This is a genomic window from Streptomyces sp. NPDC086766 (assembly GCF_044746005.1).
Lineage (GTDB): Bacteria > Actinomycetota > Actinomycetes > Streptomycetales > Streptomycetaceae > Streptomyces.
This window is the reverse complement of sequence record NZ_JBIVBI010000015.1, coordinates 133016-156649: the sequence shown is the minus strand read 5'-3', so window position 1 is coordinate 156649 and position 23634 is coordinate 133016. Positions and strand designations below refer to the sequence as shown.

The following is a 23634-nucleotide window of genomic DNA, read 5'->3' as shown; positions in this document are numbered from 1 at the left end:
GCATTCAGGGCTGTGCGGGCATGGTCCAGCAGTTGGAGGCGGCCGGCCTGCCCGCGAGACGGTCGGTCAGCCAGGAGACGGCGGCGCCCTGGTCGCTGAGCAGCGGCGCGAAGTGGTTGACCAGCGCGCTGCCCGCGTCGGGCAGGACGACGGGCGCGTAGGTGACGGCGGCGCCCTCGTGGCACCAGTCGACGGCGAGCTGGCGGGCCTGCGCGTGGGGCACGAGGTCGTCGCTGGTGCCGGTCGCCACCCGGACGGGTCCGGTCGGCTTCAGCTTTCCGATGCGCTGGCTGTCGAGGAAGGCCTGGAGCGCGGGCGTGGAGCGGATGATGTCGCCGAGGGAACGCCCGTCGGTCGTCCACCTGGTGCTCTTGGCGTAGCCGTAGGAGAACAGCGCGTCGCCCACGCACATGGTCGACAGGTCGGCCAGAGCGGCCTTGCCGGCCGCGTTGAGGTGCTCCTCGGCGATGGGCCGCAGTTCGGGGTCGGACTGCAGGAAGCCGTTGAGGGACCAGCCCAGGGCGCCGGTCAGTTCGGTGCCGTCGATGGCCTCGGTGACCTCGGCGAGGTCGGCGGGCGGCGCGCCGGCGTAGGTCCCGGCGAGGGCGACGTCGGGGGCGTAGGACGGCTGGAGCTCGGCGGCCGCGGCGGTGGCGCCGCCGCCCTGGCTGTAGCCGAACAGGCCGACCCGGGAGGCCGGGGTGACCGACGCGCCGTCCACGGCCCGGGCGGCACGTGCCGCGTCGAGGACCGCGTGCGCCTCGTCGAGGCGGTTGACGTAGGTGTGCAGCCGGTCCGTGGCGCCGAGGCCGACGTAGTCGGTGACGACGACCGCGGTGCCCCCGGCCAGCAGGCGGTAGATCGACAGGTCCTCGTACCCGACGGACACGGTCTGCCCGTTGAATCGCAGCGGATGCTCCAGGCCCATGGAGGCCGCGCACTGGTCGCCCTGGCCCATGGTGCCGGGTGCGACGACGACCAGGGGACGCGGTCCGTCGCCCTTCCAGTCGGCCGCCGGCTCGATGTAGGCGCCGGTGACGGCGACCGGACGGCCGTCGGCGTCGGTCGACTTGTACATCAGGCGGGTGGCCCGGCCCGGCAGCGGACCGGGAATGCCGGGCAGGCTCAGAGCAAGGGGGAGCGGTTCGCTGCGGACCAGGGCGCCGTCGGCGGCGGGCAGCGTCGCGGGCGGCGTGTAGAACGCGGGGATCGTGACGCCCCGGGACACCACGGGGGCCGTCGCCGTGTCGGCGGCGGCCGGCAGGGCCTGGACGGTGACACAGGCGGCGGCGACGGCGGTCGCGGACAGCAGACGTCTGCGCGAGGACATGGGGGACCTCCTGAGATGCGGCCGGCAGGAGAGGCGGTCCTCGCACCGGGCGGCCGTCGGCGGCCGGTCACGAAGAACCGGCAGCGTGGGGCGGCACGGTTCGTCCCACCAGCCGCCCCACGCTGCGGGGGGAGTGGGTTGACGAGACCGTACCGACCAGCTGTTACCGCCGGTAGCGGCAAGGAGGTTACGGTTCAGTAATTTGACTCAGTGTCCAATAGCGGGTTGCGTGCCGTCACGCGCCGGACCCGGTGCGCGATGTCATGGTGCCGCCTCGACGTTCTGGGGCGGCCTGAAGCACGCGGTGACCGTCTTGCCGTGCGGGCAGGAACGGGTCTCCCATTCGTCGGCCAGGGCGTCGACCAGGAGCATGCCCCGGCCCCCCAGGCTTTCGGTGCTCGGCGACCGGGGGGAGGGCAGCTTGCTGGAGGAGTCGTGCACGGCGATGTGCAGGCAGCGGTTGTCCCACGCCAGCACCAGCTGAGCGGTGCTGTGGGCATGGGTGTGCGCGTTGGTGACCAGCTCCGAGACGGTCAGCAGAACGGCGTCCACCATCTCCGGGGCGCTGGTGGTCCACCCCAGGGAGTCCAGGTGCTCGCGCGCCCAGTCCCGTGCCTCCTTCACCTCGCGGTCCATGGGCAGCGACCGCGCCCAGCCCACCGCCCGAAGCGACGTTCGGTCCACAGTGATCCCTTCCTCTCCTGCGTCTGTCCACCCCTGGGCGTCTACCCCTTGGCAGCGTCGCGACGCAGCGGAGAGAAGGGAGCGGCCGGAGGGACGAGAAGGGGCCCCGTGCCGGGTGCCGGGCGCGGCAGGCCCTCACTCCCGCAGCTCGGCTTTGTCCCCCATCACCACCACGGGGTGCTGGGCCGGGTCGAGGGTGCGCAGCAGGTAGCGCATCGCCTCCTGGGACTGGGACACGCACGCCGACGTGCCGCCGCCGTGGTCCATGTGCAGCCAGATCCCGCCGCCCCTGGACTGGCCCTGCGGGCGTGTGGGGTCGTTGGGAGCGGTGCCCTTGACGCGGTTGTAGTCCACGGCGATGACGTAGTCGAAGTCGTGCCAGGACGCCTTGTTCCACCAGTGCGGGGCCTGGAAGGACGCCGACCTGGTGTACGGCAGCCTGGCTCCGGGGTCGGCGAGCACGCCGCCGGCGTCGCTGAGGGTGAACACCCCCACCGGGGTGCGCTGGTCGCCCTCGTGATGGTCCGTCGTCCAGCCGTGCCTGCCGTTGTGCGCCGCCCAGGACCGGGTGCGTTCCCAGGTCGAGCCGTGCCGGGTGAAGAGGGCGACGGTCGAGTCGGGGGAGTTCGGGCCCGCGCCGTAGACCACGACCATCTGCCGGGAGTCGGCCGGCACGCGCCGCCACAGCCGGTCCCCGATGCCGGGCACCCGCTTCGGGTCGGTGTCGCCCGGCGCGCCGTGCGCTCCCCCCGCGTCGTCTCCCGCCGCGCGCGCACGGGAACCGCCGCACCCCGAGAGGGACATCGCCATCACACCGCAGACCGCCACCGCGGCAGCCGCCCGCCTCGCACCGTTTTTACGCATGCGCTCCATCGTCGCATCCCGCGGCGCGTACCCGGCCGGGGGTGTCCTGCCGACGGTTCCTCACCAGGCGATGTCGTCCAACAGCGCGGTGACGGCGGCCGGTTCAGGGGTGCGGCCCAGGGTCTGCTCCGCCCAGATGACCTTCCCGTCGGCCACGTAGCGGGTGCCCCAGCGGTCGGCGAACTGCGACACCAGGAACAGACCGCGCCCCCCTTCGTCGGTGGCGGCCGCGCGCCGCAGCCGCGGTGAGGTGTCGCTGCCGTCCGACACCTCGCAGACCAGCGACCTGCCCAGCAGCATCCGGACGCGCACGGGCCGGGCGCCGTAGCGGATCGCGTTGGTGAGCAGTTCGCTGACGACGAGCTCCGTGGCGAACGACTCCGCCTCCAGGCCCCACTCGCCCAGCCGGCGGCTCACCTCCGTGCGGACCCGGGACACCTCCCTGACGTCGAACGGCACGTCCCAGGTGGCGACCCGGGACGGCTCCAGCAGCCGGGTCCGGGCCACCAGCAGCGCCACGTCGTCGCTCGGATGCTCCGGCAGCATCGTCTCCATCAGCGCCCGGCACGTCTCCTCCGGCGTCTGCTCCGGCCGCCCGACGGCCGAACGGAGCAGGTCCAGGCCCTCGTCGATGTCCCGCCGGCGGTCCTCCACCAGACCGTCGGTGAACAGCACCAGCCGGCTGCCCTCCGGCAGCTCCAGTTCGCTCGCCTCGAACGGATGCTCGCCCACCCCGAGCGGCGGCGACAGCGGCAGCTCCGGGAAGGTCACCCGCCCCAGCGGGTCCACGACGGCCGGCGCGACATGACCGGCGCGGGACAGGGTGCACCGCCCGCCGACGGGGTCGTAGATGGCGTACAGGCAGGTGGCACCGGTGACCGGGGCCTGCTCGCCGTCGGCGCCCGCCGTCTGGGTGTCCAGCCGCATCACCATCTCGTCGAGATGGCCGAGCAGTTCGTCCGGGGGCAGGTCCAGCGACGAGAAGTTCAGCACCGCCGTGCGCAGCCGCCCCATCGTCACCGCCGCGTGCAGCCCGTGCCCCACCACGTCGCCTACCACCAGCGCCACCCGGAAGCCGGGCAGCGGCACCACGTCGAACCAGTCGCCGCCCACACCGGACTGCGCCGGCAGATAACGCCACGCCACCTCCAGCGCCTCCTGGTCCGGAAGGTCCCGGGGCAGCAGACTGCGCTGCAGCGTCACCGCCATCGCGTGCTCGCGCGAGTACCGGCGCGCGTTGTCGATCGCCACGGCCGCCCGTGCCACCAGCTCCTCGGCGACCGCCACGTCCTCCTCCTCGAACCGCGGCGCGCCGGCGCCCCGCCAGAAGTTCACCACCCCCAGCACCACGCCCCGCGCCCGCAGCGGCACCGTGATCAGCGAGTGGATGCCGTACGCCAGCACCTGTCCGGCGCCCTCCGGGTCCTGGGCCCGCCAGTCCCGGGCCTCGTGCAGGTCGGGCACACGGACGGCCTTGCCGCGCTGCAACGCCGCCACCGTCGGCGTGTCGGCCACCACGAACTGGATCAGGTCACCCACCGGCTGGAGCGGGTGCCCCGTCCGCGACCCGCGCAACGCGGTGCGCCGCATCCTCCGCACGGCCCCCGTGGGCTCCTCGCCCCGCAGCACCGAGTCGAGCAGCTCCACGGTGACGAAGTCCGCCATCCGGGGGACCGCCACGTCGGCGAGTTCCTGTGCCGTGCGGCGCACGTCGAGGGTCGTCCCGATCCGCACCCCGGCCTCGTACAGCAGCGTCAGCCGTTCCCGGGCCACCTCGGCCCGGCCCGAGAGGGCCCGCAGCTCGGTGGTGTCGCGGAAGCTGGCCACCACGCCCGGCGGGCCGCCGTACGGTGCGGTGAGCCGGACGCTGACCGCCAGCAGCCGGTCCCCGGCCGGGAACACCTCGTCGGAGGCGGTCTCACCCGACATCAGCAGCCGGGTGATGCCCGGCCCCAGGCCCAGCTCCGCGACCTGCCGCAGGTCGGCGTCGGCCGGCAGGTCCAGCAGCCGGCGCGCCTCGTCGTTGGCGAGGAGGACCCGGCCGTCGGCGCCGAGGATGAGCACGCCCTCGCGCACCGCGTGCAGCACCGCGTCGTGGTGCTCGTACATCCGGGTCATCTCGGCCGGGCCGAGGCCGTGGGTCTGGCGGCTCAGCCGCCGGCTGACCAGGGCCGTGCCCGCGGTCGCGAGCGCGAGGGCCAGCGCCGCCGAACCGAGCACCACGGGCACCTGCCAGCCGAGCATGTGCCCCACCGTCTCGACCTGGATCCCGGCGCTCACGATGCCGACCACCCGCCGGCTCGGGTCCAGGACCGGCACCACCGAGCGGACGGCGTCGGACGGCTTGCCGCGGAAGTCCTCGGTGAACGCCTCGCCCGCCGCGGCCCGGCCGACCCCCTCCGCCCGGGTGCCGATCAGCCTCGGGTCGGGATCGGCGACCCGCACGCCGTCCTTGTCCATCACGGACACGAAGTCCACCCCGGAGGCCTGCTGGGTGTTCTCCGCCGCCGTCTGCAGCAGCGCGGCCGGATCAGCCGACTGGAGGGCGGGTGCCGTGCCGGGCGCGTGCGCGAAGGCCTCGGCGGCGGCCATGGTGCGGTTGCGGGCGTTCTGCTCGCCGTCGAGCCGCCCCTGCAGCACCAGGGCGGCGGCCGCCGCGACCACGAGCACCAGCACGACGACGACCTGGAGGAGGAAGACCTGCGTGGAGAGCGTGCGCACGCTGAGCGACGGACGCCGCCCGGGTACGCCCCCGGGCGCCGGGCGACGGGACGGATCACTCGAACGCCGGTCGCCGGGCGGCGGAGCCGCTCGCGAACGGGATCGGCGGAAACGACCGATCATGTCCCCAGTTCTAGCACTGCGGTTCCGTCCGGGGCGACCCGCGTGCCCGGCGGGTGCGGGACCGGGCTCCGGCCCCGCCCGACGGCCGTCCCGCACGCCGAAACAGCCCCGGGCCGTGCTCGGCGCCGGGCCGGACGCCGAGCACGGCCCGGAGTGCGGGACCCCCCGCCGCGTGCTGCAATGAGCGGGTGGTCCGCCCCCGCCGGCCGCGCGGCGAGCGCCGCCCAGGGGGCCGGCCCACCGGCCCGCGCCACCCGCGTCCCCGGCACGCGCCGACCGAGCACCGGCCCCCGTCCCGCCCCCGAGGAATGGCCATGAACGACGTCGAAGACATGGGTCCCGTCGACTACCTCGTCGTCGAGTTCCCCGGCAACCGCATGACGGGCGAGGGATTCCCGCTGCTGGTCGACCTCGTCGACCGCGGCATCATCCGCATCCTCGACCTCGCCTTCGTCCGCAAGGAGGCCGACGGGTCCGTCGCCGCCCTGGAGCTGCGGGACCTCGGCGGCGAGACGGACCTCACCGTCTTCCAGGGCGCCTCGTCCGGACTGCTGGACCAGGACGACATCGACGAGGCCGGAAAGGCGCTGGAAGCCGGCAACTCCGCCGCGGTCCTCGTCTACGAGAACCTGTGGGCCGCGCCCCTGGCCCGTGCGCTGCGCCGGAGCGGGGCGCAGCTCGTGGCGAGCGGCCGGGTTCCCGTCCAGGCCCTGCTCGCGTCGCTGGACGCCGTGGAGGGCACCCCGCCGCCCGGCGGATCCGCGGCCGCCTGAACGCGCCCCCACCTCCGCAACCGGCAAGGGAGACGAGTGATCATGCCCGGACTGATTCGCGGTGTCGCGCGCACCGCCGTGGTCGCCGGAACCGCCACCGCGGTCTCCAACCGCGTGTCACGGCGGCAGGCGGGACGCTGGGCGCAGCAGGACTACGACCAGCAACAGGCCGCCCGGCAGGCGGCGGCACCCGCGCCCGCGGCCCCCTCGGCGCCCCCACTGTCCACCGAGGACGACATGGACAACAAGATCGAGCGGCTGAAGCAGCTGGGCGATCTGAAGGCCCAAGGGGTGCTCACGGACGAGGAGTTCGAGGCCCAGAAGCGCCGGGTGCTCGCCTGACCGCGTGCCGCCACCGGGAGACCCGTGCACCATGAGCGATCACGACGAGGGCCCCGACCCCGCCCACCGGCGGCCGCCCGGGGTCTCGGACACCACCGTGGAGGCGCTGGGCGCCCTGTCGAAGGCACTGGAGACCACCGAACGCGCCCGCGGGCACCTGTACTCCTTCCACCAGCTCACCGGCACCGCCGACTTCGAGCTCGACCGCGCGGTGGAGCTGCTGCGCGCGGCCGGGCACGGCGCCTGGGCCGAGAAGGTGCAGCGCGACATCCTGGGCCGCAACGTGATCCCGGGCCACTGGACCTTCCAGGTCGTCGAGGCCTACGACGCCACCTACTACGAGCCGTTCAGGTCCCTCGAGGCGGCCGCCCGCCAGGAGCTCGCCGGCGGATGGAACCACCTGTACGAGGCGCGGCTGAAGGAGGAGCGCCGTACCGGCGGCCATCCCGACCACACCGCGCTGCCGGAACCCCCGCCCGCGCCCTGACGTCCCCAACCAGCCGTCACCACACGGGGGGTCTTCAACTGCTGCTCTTCAAAGTCGGGTGAATGAGCGCAACCATGTATGGGTGAGTGTCGTTGTCAGAGCATCAATCTCACGGAATGGGCGAGGGCGCAGGGTGTGCATCCGCAGACCGCGTATCGCTGGTTCCGTGAGGGGACATTGCCGGTACCGGCTCAGCGGGTCGGCCCGCGTACGATCCTCGTGAATGTGGGGGCAACGCCGGACCCGAGGCGATCGGCGGGTTGGGCCTGTATGCGCGTGTCTCCTCCCATGACCAGAAGAGCGATCTGGAACGACAGGTCGCCAGGTTGTCCCAGGGGGCGGCGCAGGCCGGCCGCCGGGTGGTGCGCGTGGAAGCCGAGATCGCATCCGGTATGAACGGTGTCCGCCCCAAAGTCAAGCGCCGGCTGGCCGATCCGGACGTGACCACGGTGGTGGTCGAGCACCAGGACCGGCTGGGCCGGATGACCACCGAACTTGTCGGAGCCGCTCTGTCCGCACATGGGCGCCGCCTCGTTGTCCTTGATGACGGCGAGGTCGGAGACGATATGGTGTGCGACATGGCTGAGGTGCTGACCTCGTTCTGTGCTCGCCTGTACGGTCTCCGGTCGGCGAAGAACCGTGCCCGCAAGGCCTTGGAGGCCGCCGAGCATGGCTGACTCCACACTGCGCACGATCGAGGCGCCGTTCGTTGCGCTGGGCCCGTCCGGGGTGGCGATCCGCACCAGCATCAAGGGCATGTCCCAGCGGGACCGTGAGGTGCTGCCCCTGGTGGGCGCACACCTGGGTTCGCTGGCTTCCGCCGACCTCAAGGCACGTTGCCGGGCGGGTACCGATCACGACGGCGATCAGTGGGCGGAGCGCAAGCGGGCCCTGACCGTGGAGTCGTCCTCCCGCTGGGCCGGGAGTATCACGAAGGCCACCCACGACCAGTGGGGCCTTGCGCGCCGTGCCCACCTCGCCCATATCCAGAACCTTGAGGTCGGGGTGCGCACGATCGCGCACCGCCTGTCCCAGCCGGTCGGGGAGAAGGGCACGAAGCGGGCGCCGGGCGGCTACCGCACGAAGCAGGAGTGGTTCCAAAAGACCCGGCGCCTGCGTGTGCTGGAACACCGGCTGGAACGCGAGCGGTCCGACCGTGAGGCCGGTGTCGTGCACGTGGTGCGCGGCGGGAAGCGACTGGCTCGCAACCGGCACAATCTGGAAGCTGCCCGGCTCACCGAGTACGAGTGGCGCAGGCTCTGGGATGCCGAACGCTGGTTCCTCCAGGCAGACGGAGAGTCGGGGAAGCGTTTCGGGAACGAGACCATCCGCGTCAGCTCCGACGGCGAGGTCGGCATCAAGCTCCCGGGTCCGCTGGCGTACCTGGCCAACGCCCCGCACGGCCGGTACGTGCTCGACGGTCGGATCGACTTCCGGCACCGCGGCGAAGAGTGGGCCGACCGCGTATCGACGAACCGTGCTGTCGCCTACCGCATCCACCTGGACGTGGACCGGGGCCGCTGGTACCTCACGGCGTCGTGGACGATCCCCCCGGTCCGGACCGTTTCCCTCGCTGTGGCCAGGGCGAACGGGCTCATCGGTGTGGACACCAACGCCGACCACTTCGCATCGTGGCGTCTGGATGGGCACGGCAACCCGATGGGTGGGCCCCGCCGATTCTTCTACGACCTCGCCGGGGTGGCGACCTACCGGGACGCCCAGGTGAGGCACGCCCTCACCCGCCTCCTTCACTGGGCACGGCGTAAAGGCGTCTCCATCGCGATCGAGGACCTGGACTTCGGTGCGGAGAAGACACGGGAGAAGCACGGCCGCAGGAAGCGGTTCCGCAAGCTGATCTCCGGCATGCCCGTCGCCAAACTGCGGTCACGGCTCGTGTCCATGGCCGCCGAACTGGGCATCAGCATCGTCGTCGTCGACCCCGCCTACACCTCCCGCTGGGGCGTTGAGCACTGGCAGAAGCCCCTCAGCAGCAAGAACCGCAAGACCACCCGCCACGACGCCGCTGGCGTCGCGATCGGGCGACGTGCTCTCGGGCACCGCGTCCGGCGACGGACGGCACCGCCCCCACACGACCAGAGCGATTGTGTGGGGCATCGGACCGCCCAGGCCGGACACGGCACCTGCGGGCGTGAGGAATCCCGCCCCCGCATTCCCGGACCACGGACACGATCCGTGCCGCTGGGCGCGGCGAGAACGCGGGTGACCAGTGCATCCATAACCGTTCGGGATGCACCAGCTGAGCAGGTTTGGGTCCAAGACTCACTCCTGCTCACTGATTAGGAACGGTTCGGCGGCCGTGTAGGCGGGCTCGGGAAGTGGTGGGGCCGCGGCGTCCGGGGTCAGCAGATGACCGACCACCGACGACGCGGTGCGGTGCCAGTCGCCGAGACGCCGCAGCATCGCGTGGTCCCCGTTGTCGAGCAGCACCATCGCGGCCCGCGCCCCGGCCCCGCGGGCGCGGCGGACGTACGCGGCCGAGTCCGCGGGCGAGGTGATGCGGTCGCGGTTGCCGTGCAGGACGACGACGTGCTTGCCGGCCAGGTGGCCGACCGGTTCGCCGGGCGGGCACCACGGCGCGAGCGCCAGCACGGCCCGCACCCGCGGGTGCGCCGCGGCGCGCAGTGCGGCGCGCCCGCCCATGGAGTGGCCGACCAGGACGACCGGCAGGCCGCCGGTCAGGTCCTCCAGTTCGCCGAGGGCGCGTTCCGTGTCCCGCAGCGGGTCGGCCTGGGCGCCGTTCCAGCCGCGACGGCGGTAGCGCACCTGCGCCAGGAGGACGTCGTCGCGTCCGGAGTCCGCCGCCACGGCGCGCACGAAGGGCCGCATCCGCAGGGCGGCGAGGTGCCAGGGGCGCGACAGGCGCCGGCTCTCCTCCTGCCCGCCGTGCAGGATCACCACCGCCGCGCGCGCCGGCACCGGGTGGTGCCGAACGAGGAGTGCCTTCCCGGCCGGTCGTACCGTGCTGTCCGCAGGCTGCCGCACGTATGAGCGGTCCTTCCGTGAGGCGCCCGGCGGGGGGTGCGGGCGCTGTCGGTCGTGGGTCGGGGATGCGGGAACGGGGTGCCGTCATGATGCCTGCCCCGGACCGGGGGCGGGAGGGGAGCCCCCTCGGACGGCGATGGCCAGCTCGGCCCACACCGTGTGACCGCCGGCCGTGGGCCGGTCGCCCCAGTCCCGGGACACGGCGTCGACGACGTACAGCCCCCGGCCCTCCTCGCCCAGCGAGAAGGCGGGATGCCGCCAGTGGGCGCGGACGGCGTCGACGTCGAACGCCGGCCCGCAGTCGGTGACCTCGATGCGCACCGCGAGAGGATCGCCGCGGGCGCAGCGCAGGGTGACCGCCACCCGTACCGGCGGTTCGCCGTGCAGGATGGCGTTGGCGGCCAGCTCGCTGAGGACGAGGGCCGCGTCGTCGGCGAGTTCGCCCATGCCCCAGTGGAGGAGCTGGCTGCGGACGGCGGTGCGCAGCATGGTCACCCAGCGGACCGAGCGACAGGCGGAGCGACCGTAGGCGCTGTTCATCTCGGGTCCCTCTCTCACTCTCCGAAGGTGATACGTCGCGGCGGCGCCGACGGATGGGTGGGAGCGGGGCGGACGCCGTCCTAGCCGACGGTTCTCAGGGTTCCGTCCGAGCCCGCACGCACTATGCGCCCGCCCGACGACAGTGCGTCGACGATCGCGTCGACCGCGCGGTCGAGCGGCAGGCCGTCCGGCAGGGGCGGTGGGCTGCCGGTCACGGCCCGCCCGGCGAACCCGGTGGCCAGGTGGGGCAGGCAGATCTCCAGGACGCCGACCCCGGAGCGCCGCCGTTCCCGCCGGACCGCGGTCAGCCAGGCGGACAGCGTCGCCTTCGCGGCCGCGTAGTCCGCCATGCCGGGCGGCGACGACTGCGCGACCACGCCGGTGACGGCGGCGAGCACCCCTCCCGACCGCACCAGGGAGAGCGCGGCGCGCAGGAAGGCGATGGGCGCGAGCGCGTTCACGGTGACGAGGTGCTCGGCCACGGCGTCGCTCACCGACTCCGCCGGGCCGAAGGCGGGAACCCCCACGCACACGACCACGGCGTCCAGGCCGCCGAGCCGCTGCGCCGCCCACGGCACCGTACGCGCGCAGGAGTCCAGATCGTAGGCGTCGAAGCGGCGGATCGGGATGCCTCCGCACGCGTCCGACAGCCGGCGCAGCGCGGCCTCGTCCCATCCCGCGGCCGCCGTGGCGGAGCCGAGCCGGTGCAGCCGCTCCACCAGGGCGCCGCCGAGGGCGCCGGTGGCACCGGGCACCAGGATCCGGGCGGATCGCACATCCATGGCCTGCCTCCTGTGGTGAGAGCCGGTCGGTCACTTCCCCGCGCGGCCGGCCGGGGGCGCGGACGCCGGGGAGAGCGCACGGGCGCCCCGCGTGGCGGAGACCCCGGGGCCCACCTGCGCCCTGCGCACGGCCAGTGCCTCGTGGGCCGCCTCGCGGGCGTGGCGCCGGCGCCAGTACGGGTTGTCGTGCGGCAGCTTGCTCGAGACCCGCCCGTACATGCCGAACGTCAGGATCACGAGCCCCATGACGAAGCTGAACATGACGTTGGTCATGCCGAAGTCGAGGACGTTGGCCGGACGGTCCAGGATGAAGATGTGGGCGAACCCGCTGAGCAGGAACAGCGTGCCGACGGTCATGTTCAGCGTGGAGGCGAAGTTCCCGCCCACCACGGCCCCGCCGATCAGGACGAGCCCGACGACCACGGAGATGAGGCTCAGCACGCCGTTGGTCGACATGCCGGCGAGGTGCCGGCCGTTGGTGTTGAAGGGACTGAGCTCGTCGGCGAACCCGAGACAGCCGAAGGTCAGCAGCACCAGACCGCAGAAGGCGGCGCCGTACCGGTAGACCGTCGCGAGCCTGTGGTCGACGGGCAACTCGTCACTCAGCTTCATGGCGGTTCCTTTCGGGACGGGGACCGCGCGGTCCCGGTCGGCCGGAGCCGTGCGGCAGGCCCGTGGGGGCGGTCGACCGTGCCCCTTATTCCGGACAAACCGGGTGAACGGTTGCAGCGGCCCGGCCTGCCGTCCGTTGCGGGGCCGCACTGGTCCGTTCGGTCCCTGATCACCGGGAAGCACGTCTGTCCCCGGCTCGACGGGGCATGAGTGCAGGGGCCACACGTACGACATGGAGGTAACGGAACACATGGCACAGGACCTCACCCCCGAGTACACGGTTCCCGGCGTGGAGCTCGACGCCGCCGGCCGGCTCATCGGTCTGCTCCGTATGCGCCTGCACGCGCTGAACGACCTCCACCTCACGCTCAAGCACGTCCACTGGAACGTGGTCGGCCCGCACTTCATCGCGGTGCACGAGATGGTCGACCCGCAGGTCGACCGGGTCCGCGACATGGCCGACGACGTGGCCGAGCGCATCGCGGCGCTCGGCGGCGTGGCGCAAGGCACCCCCGGTGCCCTCGTCGAGGAACGGAAGTGGGAGGACTACTCGATCGGCCGGGCCGACGCCATCGCGCACCTGGGCGCCCTCGACCTCGTCTACACGGGCGTGATCAAGGACGTGCGGGCCGCGATCAAGGAGGCGGCCGAGACCGACCCGGCGACCGAGGACCTGCTCATCGAACAGCTGCGTGACCTGGAGCAGTTCCAGTGGTTCGTCCGGGCGCACCTGGAGAGCACCGGCGGCAAGCTGGCGACCGCGGGCGCCTCGACCGAGACCGACGCGGCCGCGCGCGGCGCGGACCTGGGCTGACGATCTCGGAACCGGCCCGCACCGGATCCGGTCGGCGGCCGCTGGGCCGCGGTCGCCGTGCCTTCCCTGGAGCCGGTCCCGGCGTCCGGTGCGCGGACGGCGGGACCGGCTCCGGTCTGATCCGGGGGCGGGACGCGCCGCTCAGAAGGCGTACCGGATCCGCAGCCACGGCGCGTGCGCCGTGACGAGGCCCGCAGCTCCCGTACCGCCGCGCCCTTGACGCCGTCGCGGTAGCGCACGTTCTCCGCACCGTTCTGGGAGCGCTTGGGCTGCTGGAGCGCGGGGGTCCACAGCAGCTCCTCGGCCCGTGGGTGCCAGTTCAGGTTGACGGTGTGCAGCTCGCGGTTGTGGGTGAGCAGGATGACCTCGGCGCCCGCCTGGTCCTTCACCCGCCGCGGCAGTACGTCGTCCATGTGGCGCAGCAGTCCGGCCCACGCCTCCTGCCATCCGGGCCTGAGCACCACGGGGGAGAGGTTGAAGTGCACCTCGTACCCGGCGTCGAGGAAGTCGGCGGCCGCGGCGATCCGCTCGGCGACCGGGCTGGTGCGCACGTCGAGCAGGCGGACCGGCCGTTGGGCCGGGTCGTCAGGGTCTTGCGCCGGCCGAGGACGAGCGTCTCCTGCTTGATGCGGACCCAGCGTTCCACGTTGCCCTCGTTGCCGTGCAGCCCGGGGATCCGCCAGTGGCTGTCCGTGGGCACGACGCGGGCCTCGGGGAAACGGGCGATGATCTCCCGCCCGCGTGGCGAGTTCGCGGCGGCCGGCTCGGCGTGGATCTCACGGACGGCGAGCATGCGCCGGGCGGCGGGGGAGTCGCGGAACATCGGGTGGGAGGTGTCCGGGGCGGGGGAGGGGCGCAGGTCGCCGAGCCCGAACAGCTCCTGCTGCTCCTGGCCGCCGTCCCGGTCTTCGTCACGATCGTCGTCGCCGTGCATGATCGCTCCGCTCGTGGTCGCCGCGGTCGCCTCGGTCCCGGTCCGTGGTGGTCTCAGGGTTGGTCGAGGCGCAGGGCCGCGCTGCGGGAGTCGGTCACGGTGAAGTGCTCCAGGGTTCCGGTGACCGTGAGAAGTCTTCGGATCGCCTGGTGCAGGGGGCCGAGCAGGACGAGCTCACGCCCCGCCGCACTGTGCCGGCGCCGGGCGTCGAGCAGGGCGTTGAGCAGCGCGCTGTCGCCGAAGGTGACCCCGGACAGGTCCACCACCGTGACGGGCAGCGCGGTCTCCTCGGCCTCGGCCCAGGCGGCCTGGAGGAGGTCGCACTCGTCGTAGTCGACCTCGCCGCGCACCGCGATCTCGAAGACGCGGGGGTGGCGTGTGACGTGCACTGTTGTCCGGGAGTCGTACTGCATGGCGCCATCGTGACATTGACGGCTCCCCGCAGACCAGGCCGGGCGATCACGACGCGCCGTTCGTGATACGCGACACCCTCGGATCGGCGGCGGGACCGGGGACGCCCGAAACCCGCTGGTGGGAACGCGGCACCGGTGCCGCCATCACCCGAATGGGCTGCGCCCGTTTCGCCCTTGACGCTTGCGCCGGTTCTCCTGGAGTGAGAAAGGCGTCCACGGTTGGGAGGCCGATCATGTACGAGATGTGCGTGGGCCCGGAGAAAACGGGCGCGGCGTTGGTATGGCACGTGGTGGCCAAGCAGTCGCATGCCACCTTGTGCGGGCAGCGCTTCGCCGAACGAGTCGACGCGTCCCACGGGGAGCGGACAGCTCATTGTTCCCTGTGCATGGCCGCGTTCGCGAAGCTGATGACGGCCGCGCCGAGCTGATCTCCTGAGCAGGGCGGCCACCGGCCGCCCGGAGATGCGTGCGTCGGCCTGTCCGCCGGCCCGTCCGACGGGCGGTGCCGACGGGCGGCTCCGACGGCGGTCCGTCCCTCGGGCGGTTCCGACGCCGGTCCGGACGCCACCGTACGGCGCGTCACGCGCGGTGCGGTGGCGTCCGGGCGTCCGGGCGCCCGGGCCGTGGGGACGCCGGGCCGGGTCCGGAGGGCGCGCCGGGATCAGACCGCCGGGGCCGGGTAGGTCGGGTACTCGACGCCCGAGACGTACTGGACGACGCGGACGACCTGGCAGGAGTAGCCGAACTCGTTGTCGTACCAGAGGTAGAGGATCGCGTTGTCGCCCTCCACCTTGGTGGCGCCGGCGTCGACGATCGAGGCGTTGCGCGAGCCGATGAAGTCGCTGGAGACCGCGTCGGGGGCGCTGGTGAAGTCGATCTGGCGCTTGAGCGGCGAGGTCAGCGACACGTGGCGCAGGTAGTCGAGGACCTCCTGGCGGTCGGTCTCGCGCGCGAGCTGCAGGTTCAGGATCGCGATGGACACGTCCGGCACCGGGACGCGGATCGAGCTGCCGGTGATCTTCGCCTTCAGGTCGGGCAGCGCCTTGGCGACGGCGGAGGCGGCGCCGGTCTCGGTGATGACCATGTTGAGCGGCGCGGAACGGCCGCGGCGGTCGGCCTTGTGGTAGTTGTCCAGCAGGTTCTGGTCGTTGGTGAACGAGTGGACGGTCTCCACGTGGCCGCGCAGCACGCCGAACTCGTCGTCCATCGCCTTCAGCGGCGGGACGATCGCGTTGGTGGTGCAGGACGCGCAGGACAGGATCCGCTCGTCGGGCTTGATCATGTCGTGGTTGACGCCGTGCACGATGTTGGGGACGTCGCCCTTGCCGGGCGCGGTCAGCACGACCTTGTCGACGCCGGGGCGCAGGTGCTTCGACAGGCCCTCGCGGTCGCGCCACTTGCCGGTGTTGTCGATGAGGATGGCGTTCTTGATGCCGTACGCCGTGTAGTCGACCTCGGTCGGGTCGTTGGCGTAGATCACCTTGATCGCGTTGCCGTTGGCGACGATCGTGCTGTTCGCCTCGTCCACGGTGATGGTGCCCTGGAACTGGCCGTGGATGGAGTCGCGGCGCAGCAGCGAGGCACGCTTGACGAGGTCCTCGGCGGCCCGGCCGCCGCCCCCGCGCACCACGATGGCGCGCAGCCGCAGCCCGTTGCCGGAGCCGGACTTCTCGATCAGGAGGCGGGCGACGAGGCGGCCGATGCGGCCGAAGCCGTAGAGGACGACGTCCCGTCCCTCGCCGCGCTCGATCTTGTTGGCGCCGGTGGCGCCGGCGACGGCCTCGGCGGTGAACGCCTCCACCGTCAGGCCGCGGTCGTCGGCCTTGTACGTCGCGGCGAGCATGCCGAGGTCGATCTGGGACGGGCCGAGGTCGAGCGTGGTGAGAGCCCGCAGGAACGGCAGCGTCTCGGTGACCGTGAGCTCCTCGCCGGCGATCTGCCGGGCGAAGCGGTGGGTCTTGAGGATGCTGACCACCGACTTGTTCACCAAGGAGCGGCTGTGCAGCAGAATCGTCACGTCCCGCTCGCGGTGCAGCTTCCCGATGATGGGGATCATGGACTCCGCGATCTCTTCGCGGTTCTTCCAGTTGGTGAACGAGTCGTCGTTGACAGTCACAGGATCATCTTTCGAGCTAGGCAGCGCTCATATGCTAACCCCAGGATGATTCGATCTTGCCGCGGGTGGCTGCCAAGCCTGTGACCTGCGCGAAGTCCGCAACGACGGCCGCGACTTCGGTCAGAACAGGGGGCAGGGCGGCGGACTGCCCTGGCACGGGTGCCGTCGCCCGTCAGGGAGAGCGCGAAGCGTCCGGCCGACCGGAAGGTGAAGGAGGCGGACACGAGGTCCGCTCCGGTCCGTGACCAGGGCAGTCGTGGCTCCAGGAGCCATGGTCAGCGTAAGTCGGCCGGTGCCACGCGGCATCTCGGGCGCGTCCGTCAGGCGTGCCGTTGATCGCGATTGGGCTTGATCCGGTCTGGTCGGCCCGCTCCCCACCGGCTACGGTCCTGCCGACATCGCGCCACCCGGCCCGGCGCACCCGCCCCGGCCGGACCCGTCCGGCCCGGCGGATCCGAGGGGGAACCGGCATTCCTCCGCGCAGGGCGGTGGCGTGCCGCACACCTGGTGGGATGGGCTTGGGATGAGGAACAGCACGGGGGACTCCGGCCGGAGGCCGGCGGCGCACGGGAGACGGGCGGGCGCGCCGCGGGTGCGGGCCGGACACGCCGGGACGAAGGCCATGCGGCGGCTCAGCGACCGGCTCGTGGCGACCCTGCAGCGATCGGCGTCCGACGAGGCGTCGGTCTTCGCCGCCCTCGGCCACACCCTCAGCCAGGTCCGGGGACGCCCCGTCCACCTGCGCGGCTTCGCCTTCCCGCCGCACACGGCGAGCGGACTGTGGGTGGACCGCGCCGAGCACGACCTGATCGCCTACGAGGAGAAGACGGACCCCGACCACCAGCTCGTGATCATCGGCCACGAGGTCTGGCACATGTTCCAGGGGCACTGCGTCCACCGCACCGAGCACGGTCCCGCGGCCTCCCGGGCCCGCCGGGAGGCCGCGGCGGCGGTCGAGGAGCTGGTGCGGCTGGTCTCCGGCGACGACGATCTCGCCGCCGTGCCCGCGCGGCACGACGCCGCACTGCACTTCGCCGCCCGCGCGGACGCCGACCACCCCGACGAGCGGGACGCGGACCGTTTCGGCTTCCGGTTCGCCACCGACGTCCGCACCTTCCTGGAGGACGCCCGCACCTCGGCCGATCCCGGGGCGCTCTCCTGCCGGATCCGCGCCGCCATGGCGCACCGCGGCATTCCCCGGCCCTGACGCCCCGACGGGATCCCGGTGCCGTGGAAAACGGAGGCCTGAGCAGGTGACGAGCGGATTCGCCTTCTACGTCACCGCCGCGCTGCTGCTGTTCGCCTGCGCCCTGAAGATTCCCGCGCTGCTCGGACGCCCGCACGACGTGCTGCTGCGCCTGGCCTGCCTCATGCTCCTCCTCGGCGCCGGGATCATGTTCTTCGCCGCGCCCGGGACGATCCCCCGGGTCAACCGGCTCACCGGGGTGCCGAACTTCTCGGCGCCCCTGGTGTACTCGGTGATGACGGCGTTCTCCGGCGCCAGCCTGCTGCTGTTCGTCCACTGGCGGCCGGCGCCGCCGGAGCGGACCCGGCGCGCGTCCCGGCTGTGCGCCGCGGTGTACGCGGCGGCGATCCTCGCGATCGTCGCGCTCTTCTGGTGCGGCGACGCCCCGGTGGAGCAGACGACCCGGTTCGACATGTACTACGCCACCACGCCGTACATCGGCCAGATGATCGTCACGTATCTGGTCCTGCACGGCGCGGCCTCGGTGGTCACCGGGGTGCTGTCCTGGCGCTGGTCGCGCGAGGTGCGCGGGTCCCTGCGGGGCGGGTTGCTCATGCTGGCCGGTGCCTATCTGATGCACCTGTGCTTCGACACCAGCAAGCTGCTCGGCGTCGCCGCCCGCTGGGCCGGGCGGGACGGGGACGTGTTCAACGACGTGGCGGTGGTGTTCGCGCTGCCCGCCGCCGTCATGGGCATCACGGGATTCGTCCTGCCGCTGGCCGGGCCACGGGTCGCCGAACAGGTCAGGGCGGCCGCCGACTTGTGGCAACTGGCCCCGCTGTGGCGAGAATTGCGGCGTGCGGCAGGGCCGACGGCCGTGCGTGTCCCGTTCGAGTGGTGGGAGATCGACTTCCCGATGCGGCTGACCGGCCGGAAGACGGCCATCTACGACGCGCTGCTCGCGCTCGCCCCCTACTTCGACCGCGACGTGCGCGGCCGGGCGTACCGCGCCGCCCGGGACCGGGGCGAGGACGCGATGCGGGCCGCGACGATGGCGGACGCCGTCATGATCGCCGTCGCGGCCGAGCGCGACCGTCGCGCCCGCCGGGTGTCCGGGCCGGTCCCCGACACCACCGACGTCGAAGTGGCCTGGCGCGGGCGGGACTTGATAGCGATCTCGCGCGCGCTGACCGCCCCGGCCGTCGAAGAGTCCCGCCGCCGTCACCGCGCCCCCGCAGAAAGCAGCCCGTCATGAGTGGATCGCCCCGTGTCCCCCGCGTCCCCCGCACGCGCAGTGCCCGCACCGCGCCCACCGCCGGCGGGCGCGCCGGCCGAGCCGAGCGCACCGCCGGCACCCGTGCCGTCGTCGTCGGGGGCGGCCTCGCGGGCATGCTCGCCGCGGCCGCGGTCAAGGACCACTACGACCACGTCGACATCGTCGAGCCCCACGCCTTCCCGGCCGCCGGACCGGGCCCGCGCCCCGGAGTCCCGCAGGCCCGGCACGCCCACATCCTGATGTCCGGCGGCGCCGACGCGATCGACGCGCTGCTGCCCGGGACCACCGGGCGCCTGCTGGCCGCCGGCGCGCGCCGCGTCCCGATCACCACCGACATGGTCGTCTACTCCACGGAGGGCTGGTTCCGGCGGTGGCAGCGCGCCACGCAGTACCTGATCGCGTGCAGCCGGGACCTGACCGACTTCGTGGTCCGCGAACAGGTCCTCGCGGACCGGCGCGTCACGGTTCGCTCCGGCAGCCGCGTGGTCGGTCTGCTCGGCAGCCGCCACGGTGTCACCGGGGTACGGGTGCGGGCACGGTCCGGCCACGCGGACGACCCGGTCACCGACCTCGCCGCCGACCTGGTCGTGGACGCCTCCGGGCGGGGCTCCGGCATGCCGCGGTGGCTGGGCGAACTGGGGGTCGGGGGGCTCGCCGAGGACCGTATCGACTCAGGTCTGGCCTACGCCAGCCGTACCTTCCGCGCCCCGGGCGGCGACGCCTTCCGGTGGCCCGTGGTCAGCGTCCAGGCCAGCCCGCGGGTGCCCGGACCGGGCCAAAGCGCCGTGCTGGTGCCGGTCGAGGGGGGCCGCTGGATGGTCAGCCTGGCCGGCACCCGCGGCGGAAACCCCGGCCACGACCCGGACGCCTTCACGTCCTTCGCCCGCGGCCTGCGCCACCCCGTCATCGGCGATCTGCTCGCGCACGCCGAACCGCTCACCGACGTCTCCGTCACCCGCAGCACCGCCAACGAGCGCCGCTACTACGAGCGTCTGAAGGTCTGGCCCGAGCGACTGGTCGTGCTCGGCGACGCGGTGGCCGCGTACAACCCCGTCTACGGCCACGGCATGTCCGTCGCCGCGCAGGGGGCGCTCGCCCTGCGCGACACGCTGGGCCGGCACGGCGCGGCGGCCGCCGGCATGGCACGCGGCGCCCAGCGCGCGATCGCCCGCCCGGTCGCGGCCGCCTGGTCGCTCGCCGTGGGGCAGGACATCCACTACCCCACCACGCTCGGCAGGCAACCGGCCCTGGCCGACCGGCTTCTGCAGCGCTACGTCACCCGGCTCTCCCGCGCGGCGACCGGTTCCTTCCGCGCGGCGACCGCCCTGACCGAGGTCGTGACCCTCCAGGCGCCGCCCGCCTCGCTGCTCAGCCCCGGCGTCCTGGCGTCGGCCCTGGTGGGGCCCCTGCGCCCCCGGCTCTCCGCGCCGCAGTTCACCGCCGCCGAGCGACGGGCGCTGCACGACGGCCGGGCTGCCGTGCTGGCGGTCGAGTAGGACCCGAGGGACGTACAGGACGCGGCGGAGGACTTGTTTCACAGTACATCTAAGTGCACCATGGGCTTATGCATAAGCGGGTTATGGATCCTGCGGGGGCCGAGGTGTCCCCGGAGGACCTGATCATCGCCGTCGAGGAGATGGTCCGCCACGTGCGCCGCGGCGCCACGGCCGGCGGGCTGAGTACCGCCGCCTCCTCGGCACTGGCCCGGCTCGGCCGCGAGGGCCCCCACCGGCTCACCGAGCTGGCCCGGGCCGAGGCCGTCTCCCAGCCCAACATGACTCAGCTCGTCACCCGGCTGGAGCGGGCGGGCCTGGTCCGGCGCGCCGCGGACCACCGCGACGGCCGGGGCGTGCTGGTCGAGGCCACCGACGCCGGGCTCGAGGTCTTCCGGCGGCGGCGCGCCGAACGGGCCGAGGCCCTCCGGCAGCTCGTCGACGCGCTGGACGAGTCCGAACAGCGCGCGGTGAGAACCGCGCTCCCGGCCCTGGCCCGCGCGATCCGTGACCGCCAGGACATCACCAGGACCGTCGACGTCACGGGGGAGAAGGCCACATGAGTGCACGGCGCGGAACGGCCGCCGGCCCCACGGCCGCCGGCCCCTTCCAGCAGCCCAAGGCCGTCTGGGCCGTCGCGTTCGCCTGCGTCATCTCGTTCATGGGCATCGGCTTGGTCGACCCGATCCTGCCCGCCCTGGCCGACAGCCTGCACGCCTCTCCCAGCCAGGTCTCCCTGCTGTTCAGCAGCTATCTGATCGTCACCGCGGTGGCGATGCTGATCGTCGGCTGGTTCGCCGGCCGCTTCGGCGCCAAACGCACCCTCGTCACCGGCCTCGCGGTCATCGTGGTCTTCGCGGCCCTCGCCGGCTCCATCGACGGCATCGTCGGCTTCCGCGCCGGCTGGGGGCTGGGCAACGCCCTGTTCATCGCCACCTCGCTGGCCGTCATCGTCGCCTCCGCCAGCGGTGGCTTCGGCGGCGCCATCATCCTCTACGAGACCGCGCTCGGCCTCGGGATCGCCGTCGGCCCGCTGCTCGGCGGGGAGTTGGGCGCCATCAGCTGGCGCGGCCCCTTCTTCGGCGTCGCCGTCCTCATGGCCGTGGCCCTCGTCGCCACGCTGGCCTTCGTCCCGCCCCTGCCCGGACCCGTACGCCGCACCTCACCCCTCGCCCCGCTCAAGGCGCTGCGCCACCGCGGTCTGCTCACCATGGGCATCATGGCGCTGCTCTACAACTGGGGCTTCTTCACCATGCTCGGCTACGCGCCCTACCCCATGAAGCTGAGCGCCCATCAACTCGGTCTGGTCTTCACCGGCTGGGGCCTGCTGGTGGCCGCCTTCAGCGTCTTCTTCGCCCCGCGCCTGCAGGCCCGCTTCGGCACCGCCCCCGTGCTGTACGCCAACCTGGCCGGCCTCGCCGTCGTGATGGCCGTCATCGCCGCGGGCGTCGGCACCCCCGCCGTGGTGGTCGTGGCGGTCGTCGCCAGCGGCGCCTTCATCGGCATCAACAACACACTCACCACCCAGGCCGTCATGCTCGTCTCGCCCGTCGAGCGCCCCGTCGCCTCCTCCGCCTACGGCTTCCTGCGCTTCATCGGCGGCGGCCTCGCGCCCTACGCCGCCGGAAAGCTCGCCGACGCCACCGACCTGAGCGTGCCCTTCTACCTCGGCGCGGCCACCTTCCTCCTCGCCGTCCCCGTCCTCGCGGGCGGCCACCGCCTGCTCCGCCTGGCCGAACAGCGCACCGGCGACGGCGAAACCGTCACACCGACCCTCACCCCCGTCGGCGGCCCGCCCCGCCACGGCACGCCACCGGTCATCGTCGCCGTCGGCGCCCACGACCGGGCCGCGGCCACCGTCGACGCCGCGGCACGGCTCGCCCGGGACACCGGCAGCCCCCTGGAGGTGGTCCACGTCCGGCAGGCCGCCGTCGTGGAGGAACAGGCCGTCGACACCGAGGACGCCGACCAGGCCCGCGCCGCCGTCACCGCCCACCTCGACCGCCTCGCCGCGCACGGCGTCGCCGCCACCGGCCAGGTCCTCACCAGCGTCGGCGACCACGCCGCCGCGGGCCGCGCCCTCGCCCGGCACGCCGCCGACCTCGGGGCCCGCTCCGTGACCGTCGGACGCTCGCCGCGCGGCCCGCTCGCCCAGTTCGCCGACGGCAGCTTCACCTCCGCCCTCACCCACGCCGCCCACTGCGACGTCCTCCTCGTCGCCCCCGACGACGCCCCGCGACCGCTGACCGCGAGTACCCTGCCCGCCCTGCGCGCCGGGACCACCTGACCACGAGATCCTCGTGCCCGCCGACGCCGCGACCCGGCGGCCCGACCGTGCGCGCCGGTGGAGCGATACGGCGCTCGCCCCTCCGCCCACCCGTGGAGCGTCACGTCCCGCTCGACCACGCGTCCGGCCGGGGCGCCAGTATCGCGGTGGTCACCTCGGCGGAGGAGGCCAGGACGTCGGCGACGAAGCGCAGGCGCCCGACGCCGAGCCGGGCCAGTGCCCCGCCGTGGTCGGCGGCGACGACGAGCGTCACCGCGAGCAGGAGCAGCCGCCACAGCACCAGCACCGGGCGCCGCAGCGGCCGGGGCAGTTCCGCGAGCGAGGCGTGCAGCCGCGCGCAGTGGAAGGGCACATGGCGCTGCTCGTCTGCCAGGATCCGGCCCGCCACCTCCGATGTCAGGCGGTCGTCGGTGCCGTCGCGCAGGGCCCGGTAGTAGCGCAGCGCCACCACCTCCGCGATCATCAGCACCAGCAGTTCCAGCCGCAGGCCCATCAGCCGCCGCAGCCGTACGAAGACCGTGTCGCTCCAGTGGCCGGCCAGGGTCGGCATACCGCCCGCGGCCAGCAGCAGGGCGAGCAGCCGGGCGTGGTTCTGCTCCTCGGCCACGAACAGCCTGACCGCCCGTGCGTAGTCGGGGTCCCCGGCCTCGTCGGCCTTGGCGACCAGATTGGCGCCGTCGCCGTCCTCGCCCACCTGGAAGCGCTGGATGCCGGCCCACACCGCCGGATGCAGGGTCGCGCCCCGCTCCCAGCCGGGGTCGCCCAGGGCGCGCCTGCGCTCGCGCTCCTCCTCGAACCGCCGTACCCACTTGGCGAACTCGCCCCCACCCACCCGGTCCCCCTCTCCCTCGGGC

At 73.3% G+C, this 23634-nt stretch carries 22 protein-coding genes and 2 pseudogenes; 12 read left to right on the top strand and 12 right to left on the bottom strand.

Annotated features, from left to right (window positions below; genetic code table 11):
• Positions 1–4: 4 nt before the first annotated feature.
• The 4 genes from ACIPM1_RS25955 to ACIPM1_RS25940 all read right to left on the bottom strand — a co-directional run bounded on the left by ACIPM1_RS25955 (position 5) and on the right by ACIPM1_RS25940 (position 5722).
• Complete coding sequence (locus ACIPM1_RS25955; RefSeq protein WP_402438651.1) at positions 5–1330, bottom strand: lipase family protein; 1326 nt, start codon at positions 1328–1330, stop codon at positions 5–7.
• Between the two features lie 261 nt (positions 1331–1591).
• Positions 1592–2014 (bottom strand): ATP-binding protein, encoded by a 423-nt coding sequence (locus ACIPM1_RS25950; protein ID WP_402438650.1) that lies wholly within the window; start codon positions 2012–2014, stop codon positions 1592–1594.
• A gap of 135 nt (positions 2015–2149) precedes the next feature.
• Complete coding sequence (locus ACIPM1_RS25945; RefSeq protein ID WP_402438648.1) at positions 2150–2878, bottom strand: L,D-transpeptidase family protein; 729 nt, start codon at positions 2876–2878, stop codon at positions 2150–2152.
• A gap of 60 nt (positions 2879–2938) precedes the next feature.
• Positions 2939–5722, bottom strand: coding sequence for a SpoIIE family protein phosphatase (locus ACIPM1_RS25940; RefSeq protein ID WP_402438646.1), 2784 nt, complete (start codon positions 5720–5722; stop codon positions 2939–2941).
• 314 nt (positions 5723–6036) lie between these two features.
• On the opposite strand from ACIPM1_RS25940, the gene ACIPM1_RS25935 reads away from it, so the two are divergent.
• From ACIPM1_RS25935 to ACIPM1_RS25915, 5 genes and pseudogenes are all read left to right on the top strand, one after another.
• Positions 6037–6495, top strand: coding sequence for a DUF6325 family protein (locus ACIPM1_RS25935; protein ID WP_402438645.1), 459 nt, complete (start codon positions 6037–6039; stop codon positions 6493–6495).
• Between the two features lie 42 nt (positions 6496–6537).
• On the top strand, positions 6538–6837 hold the full coding sequence (locus tag ACIPM1_RS25930) for an SHOCT domain-containing protein (RefSeq protein WP_402438643.1): 300 nt from the start codon (positions 6538–6540) through the stop codon (positions 6835–6837).
• Positions 6838–6868: 31 nt separating this feature from the next.
• Complete coding sequence (locus tag ACIPM1_RS25925) at positions 6869–7324, top strand: hypothetical protein (protein ID WP_402438641.1); 456 nt, start codon at positions 6869–6871, stop codon at positions 7322–7324.
• Positions 7325–7426: 102 nt separating this feature from the next.
• Positions 7427–8001: pseudogene (locus ACIPM1_RS25920) on the top strand (IS607 family transposase).
• Positions 7994–9625, top strand: coding sequence for an IS200/IS605 family accessory protein TnpB-related protein (locus tag ACIPM1_RS25915; protein ID WP_402438639.1), 1632 nt, complete (start codon positions 7994–7996; stop codon positions 9623–9625). The pseudogene ACIPM1_RS25920 and the gene ACIPM1_RS25915 overlap by 8 nt, the downstream one beginning before the upstream one ends.
• Here ACIPM1_RS25915 and ACIPM1_RS25910 read toward each other — a convergent pair.
• From ACIPM1_RS25910 to ACIPM1_RS25895, 4 genes are all read right to left on the bottom strand, one after another.
• Positions 9605–10327 carry an alpha/beta fold hydrolase gene (locus tag ACIPM1_RS25910; protein WP_402438637.1) on the bottom strand — a complete coding sequence of 241 codons (723 nt, stop codon included), beginning with the start codon at positions 10325–10327 and terminating at the stop codon, positions 9605–9607. The genes ACIPM1_RS25915 and ACIPM1_RS25910 overlap by 21 nt on opposite strands.
• Positions 10328–10411: 84 nt before the next feature.
• Positions 10412–10867, bottom strand: coding sequence for an ATP-binding protein (locus ACIPM1_RS25905; RefSeq protein WP_356183251.1), 456 nt, complete (start codon positions 10865–10867; stop codon positions 10412–10414).
• Positions 10868–10947: 80 nt separating this feature from the next.
• Positions 10948–11649 (bottom strand): SDR family NAD(P)-dependent oxidoreductase, encoded by a 702-nt coding sequence (locus ACIPM1_RS25900; RefSeq protein WP_402438635.1) that lies wholly within the window; start codon positions 11647–11649, stop codon positions 10948–10950.
• Between the two features lie 30 nt (positions 11650–11679).
• On the bottom strand, positions 11680–12261 hold the full coding sequence (locus ACIPM1_RS25895; protein ID WP_402438633.1) for a DUF4383 domain-containing protein: 582 nt from the start codon (positions 12259–12261) through the stop codon (positions 11680–11682).
• A gap of 250 nt (positions 12262–12511) precedes the next feature.
• Between ACIPM1_RS25895 and dps the strand changes: the two genes are divergently transcribed.
• Positions 12512–13075 carry a DNA starvation/stationary phase protection protein Dps gene (gene dps, locus ACIPM1_RS25890; RefSeq protein ID WP_402438632.1) on the top strand — a complete coding sequence of 188 codons (564 nt, stop codon included), beginning with the start codon at positions 12512–12514 and terminating at the stop codon, positions 13073–13075.
• A gap of 141 nt (positions 13076–13216) precedes the next feature.
• On the opposite strand, the pseudogene ACIPM1_RS25885 reads toward dps, so the two are convergent.
• Positions 13217–14009 (bottom strand): annotated as a pseudogene (locus tag ACIPM1_RS25885) (spore photoproduct lyase family protein).
• Positions 14010–14062: 53 nt separating this feature from the next.
• Positions 14063–14422 carry an STAS domain-containing protein gene (locus ACIPM1_RS25880; RefSeq protein WP_402438630.1) on the bottom strand — a complete coding sequence of 120 codons (360 nt, stop codon included), beginning with the start codon at positions 14420–14422 and terminating at the stop codon, positions 14063–14065.
• Positions 14423–14655: 233 nt separating this feature from the next.
• Between ACIPM1_RS25880 and ACIPM1_RS25875 the strand changes: the two genes are divergently transcribed.
• Positions 14656–14850: a hypothetical protein gene (locus tag ACIPM1_RS25875; RefSeq protein WP_402438628.1), complete on the top strand. Its 195-nt coding sequence runs from the start codon at positions 14656–14658 to the stop codon at positions 14848–14850.
• Between the two features lie 233 nt (positions 14851–15083).
• Here the strand turns inward: ACIPM1_RS25875 and ACIPM1_RS25870 are convergent, their stop codons facing one another.
• Complete coding sequence (locus ACIPM1_RS25870) at positions 15084–16538, bottom strand: glyceraldehyde-3-phosphate dehydrogenase (RefSeq protein ID WP_356183269.1); 1455 nt, start codon at positions 16536–16538, stop codon at positions 15084–15086.
• Positions 16539–17160: 622 nt separating this feature from the next.
• On the opposite strand from ACIPM1_RS25870, the gene ACIPM1_RS25865 reads away from it, so the two are divergent.
• The 5 genes from ACIPM1_RS25865 (at position 17161) to ACIPM1_RS25845 (ending at position 22780) form a co-directional block, all read left to right on the top strand.
• On the top strand, positions 17161–17745 hold the full coding sequence (locus ACIPM1_RS25865) for a toxin-antitoxin system, toxin component (protein WP_402438626.1): 585 nt from the start codon (positions 17161–17163) through the stop codon (positions 17743–17745).
• 46 nt (positions 17746–17791) lie between these two features.
• Complete coding sequence (locus tag ACIPM1_RS25860) at positions 17792–18979, top strand: MAB_1171c family putative transporter (RefSeq protein ID WP_402438624.1); 1188 nt, start codon at positions 17792–17794, stop codon at positions 18977–18979.
• Positions 18976–20496, top strand: coding sequence for an NAD(P)/FAD-dependent oxidoreductase (locus ACIPM1_RS25855; RefSeq protein ID WP_402438622.1), 1521 nt, complete (start codon positions 18976–18978; stop codon positions 20494–20496). Before ACIPM1_RS25860 ends, ACIPM1_RS25855 begins: the two co-directional genes overlap by 4 nt.
• Before the next feature lie 83 nt (positions 20497–20579).
• Positions 20580–21056 carry a MarR family winged helix-turn-helix transcriptional regulator gene (locus tag ACIPM1_RS25850; RefSeq protein WP_402438620.1) on the top strand — a complete coding sequence of 159 codons (477 nt, stop codon included), beginning with the start codon at positions 20580–20582 and terminating at the stop codon, positions 21054–21056.
• The gene (locus tag ACIPM1_RS25845) at positions 21053–22780 is read left to right on the top strand and encodes an MFS transporter (protein ID WP_402438618.1); all 1728 of its coding nucleotides are present in this window, start codon (positions 21053–21055) and stop codon (positions 22778–22780) included. Before ACIPM1_RS25850 ends, ACIPM1_RS25845 begins: the two co-directional genes overlap by 4 nt.
• Positions 22781–22880: 100 nt before the next feature.
• On the opposite strand, the gene ACIPM1_RS25840 is transcribed toward ACIPM1_RS25845, so the two are convergent.
• Positions 22881–23612, bottom strand: coding sequence for a ferritin-like domain-containing protein (locus ACIPM1_RS25840; RefSeq protein WP_402438616.1), 732 nt, complete (start codon positions 23610–23612; stop codon positions 22881–22883).
• Between the last annotated feature and the right edge of the window lie 22 nt (positions 23613–23634).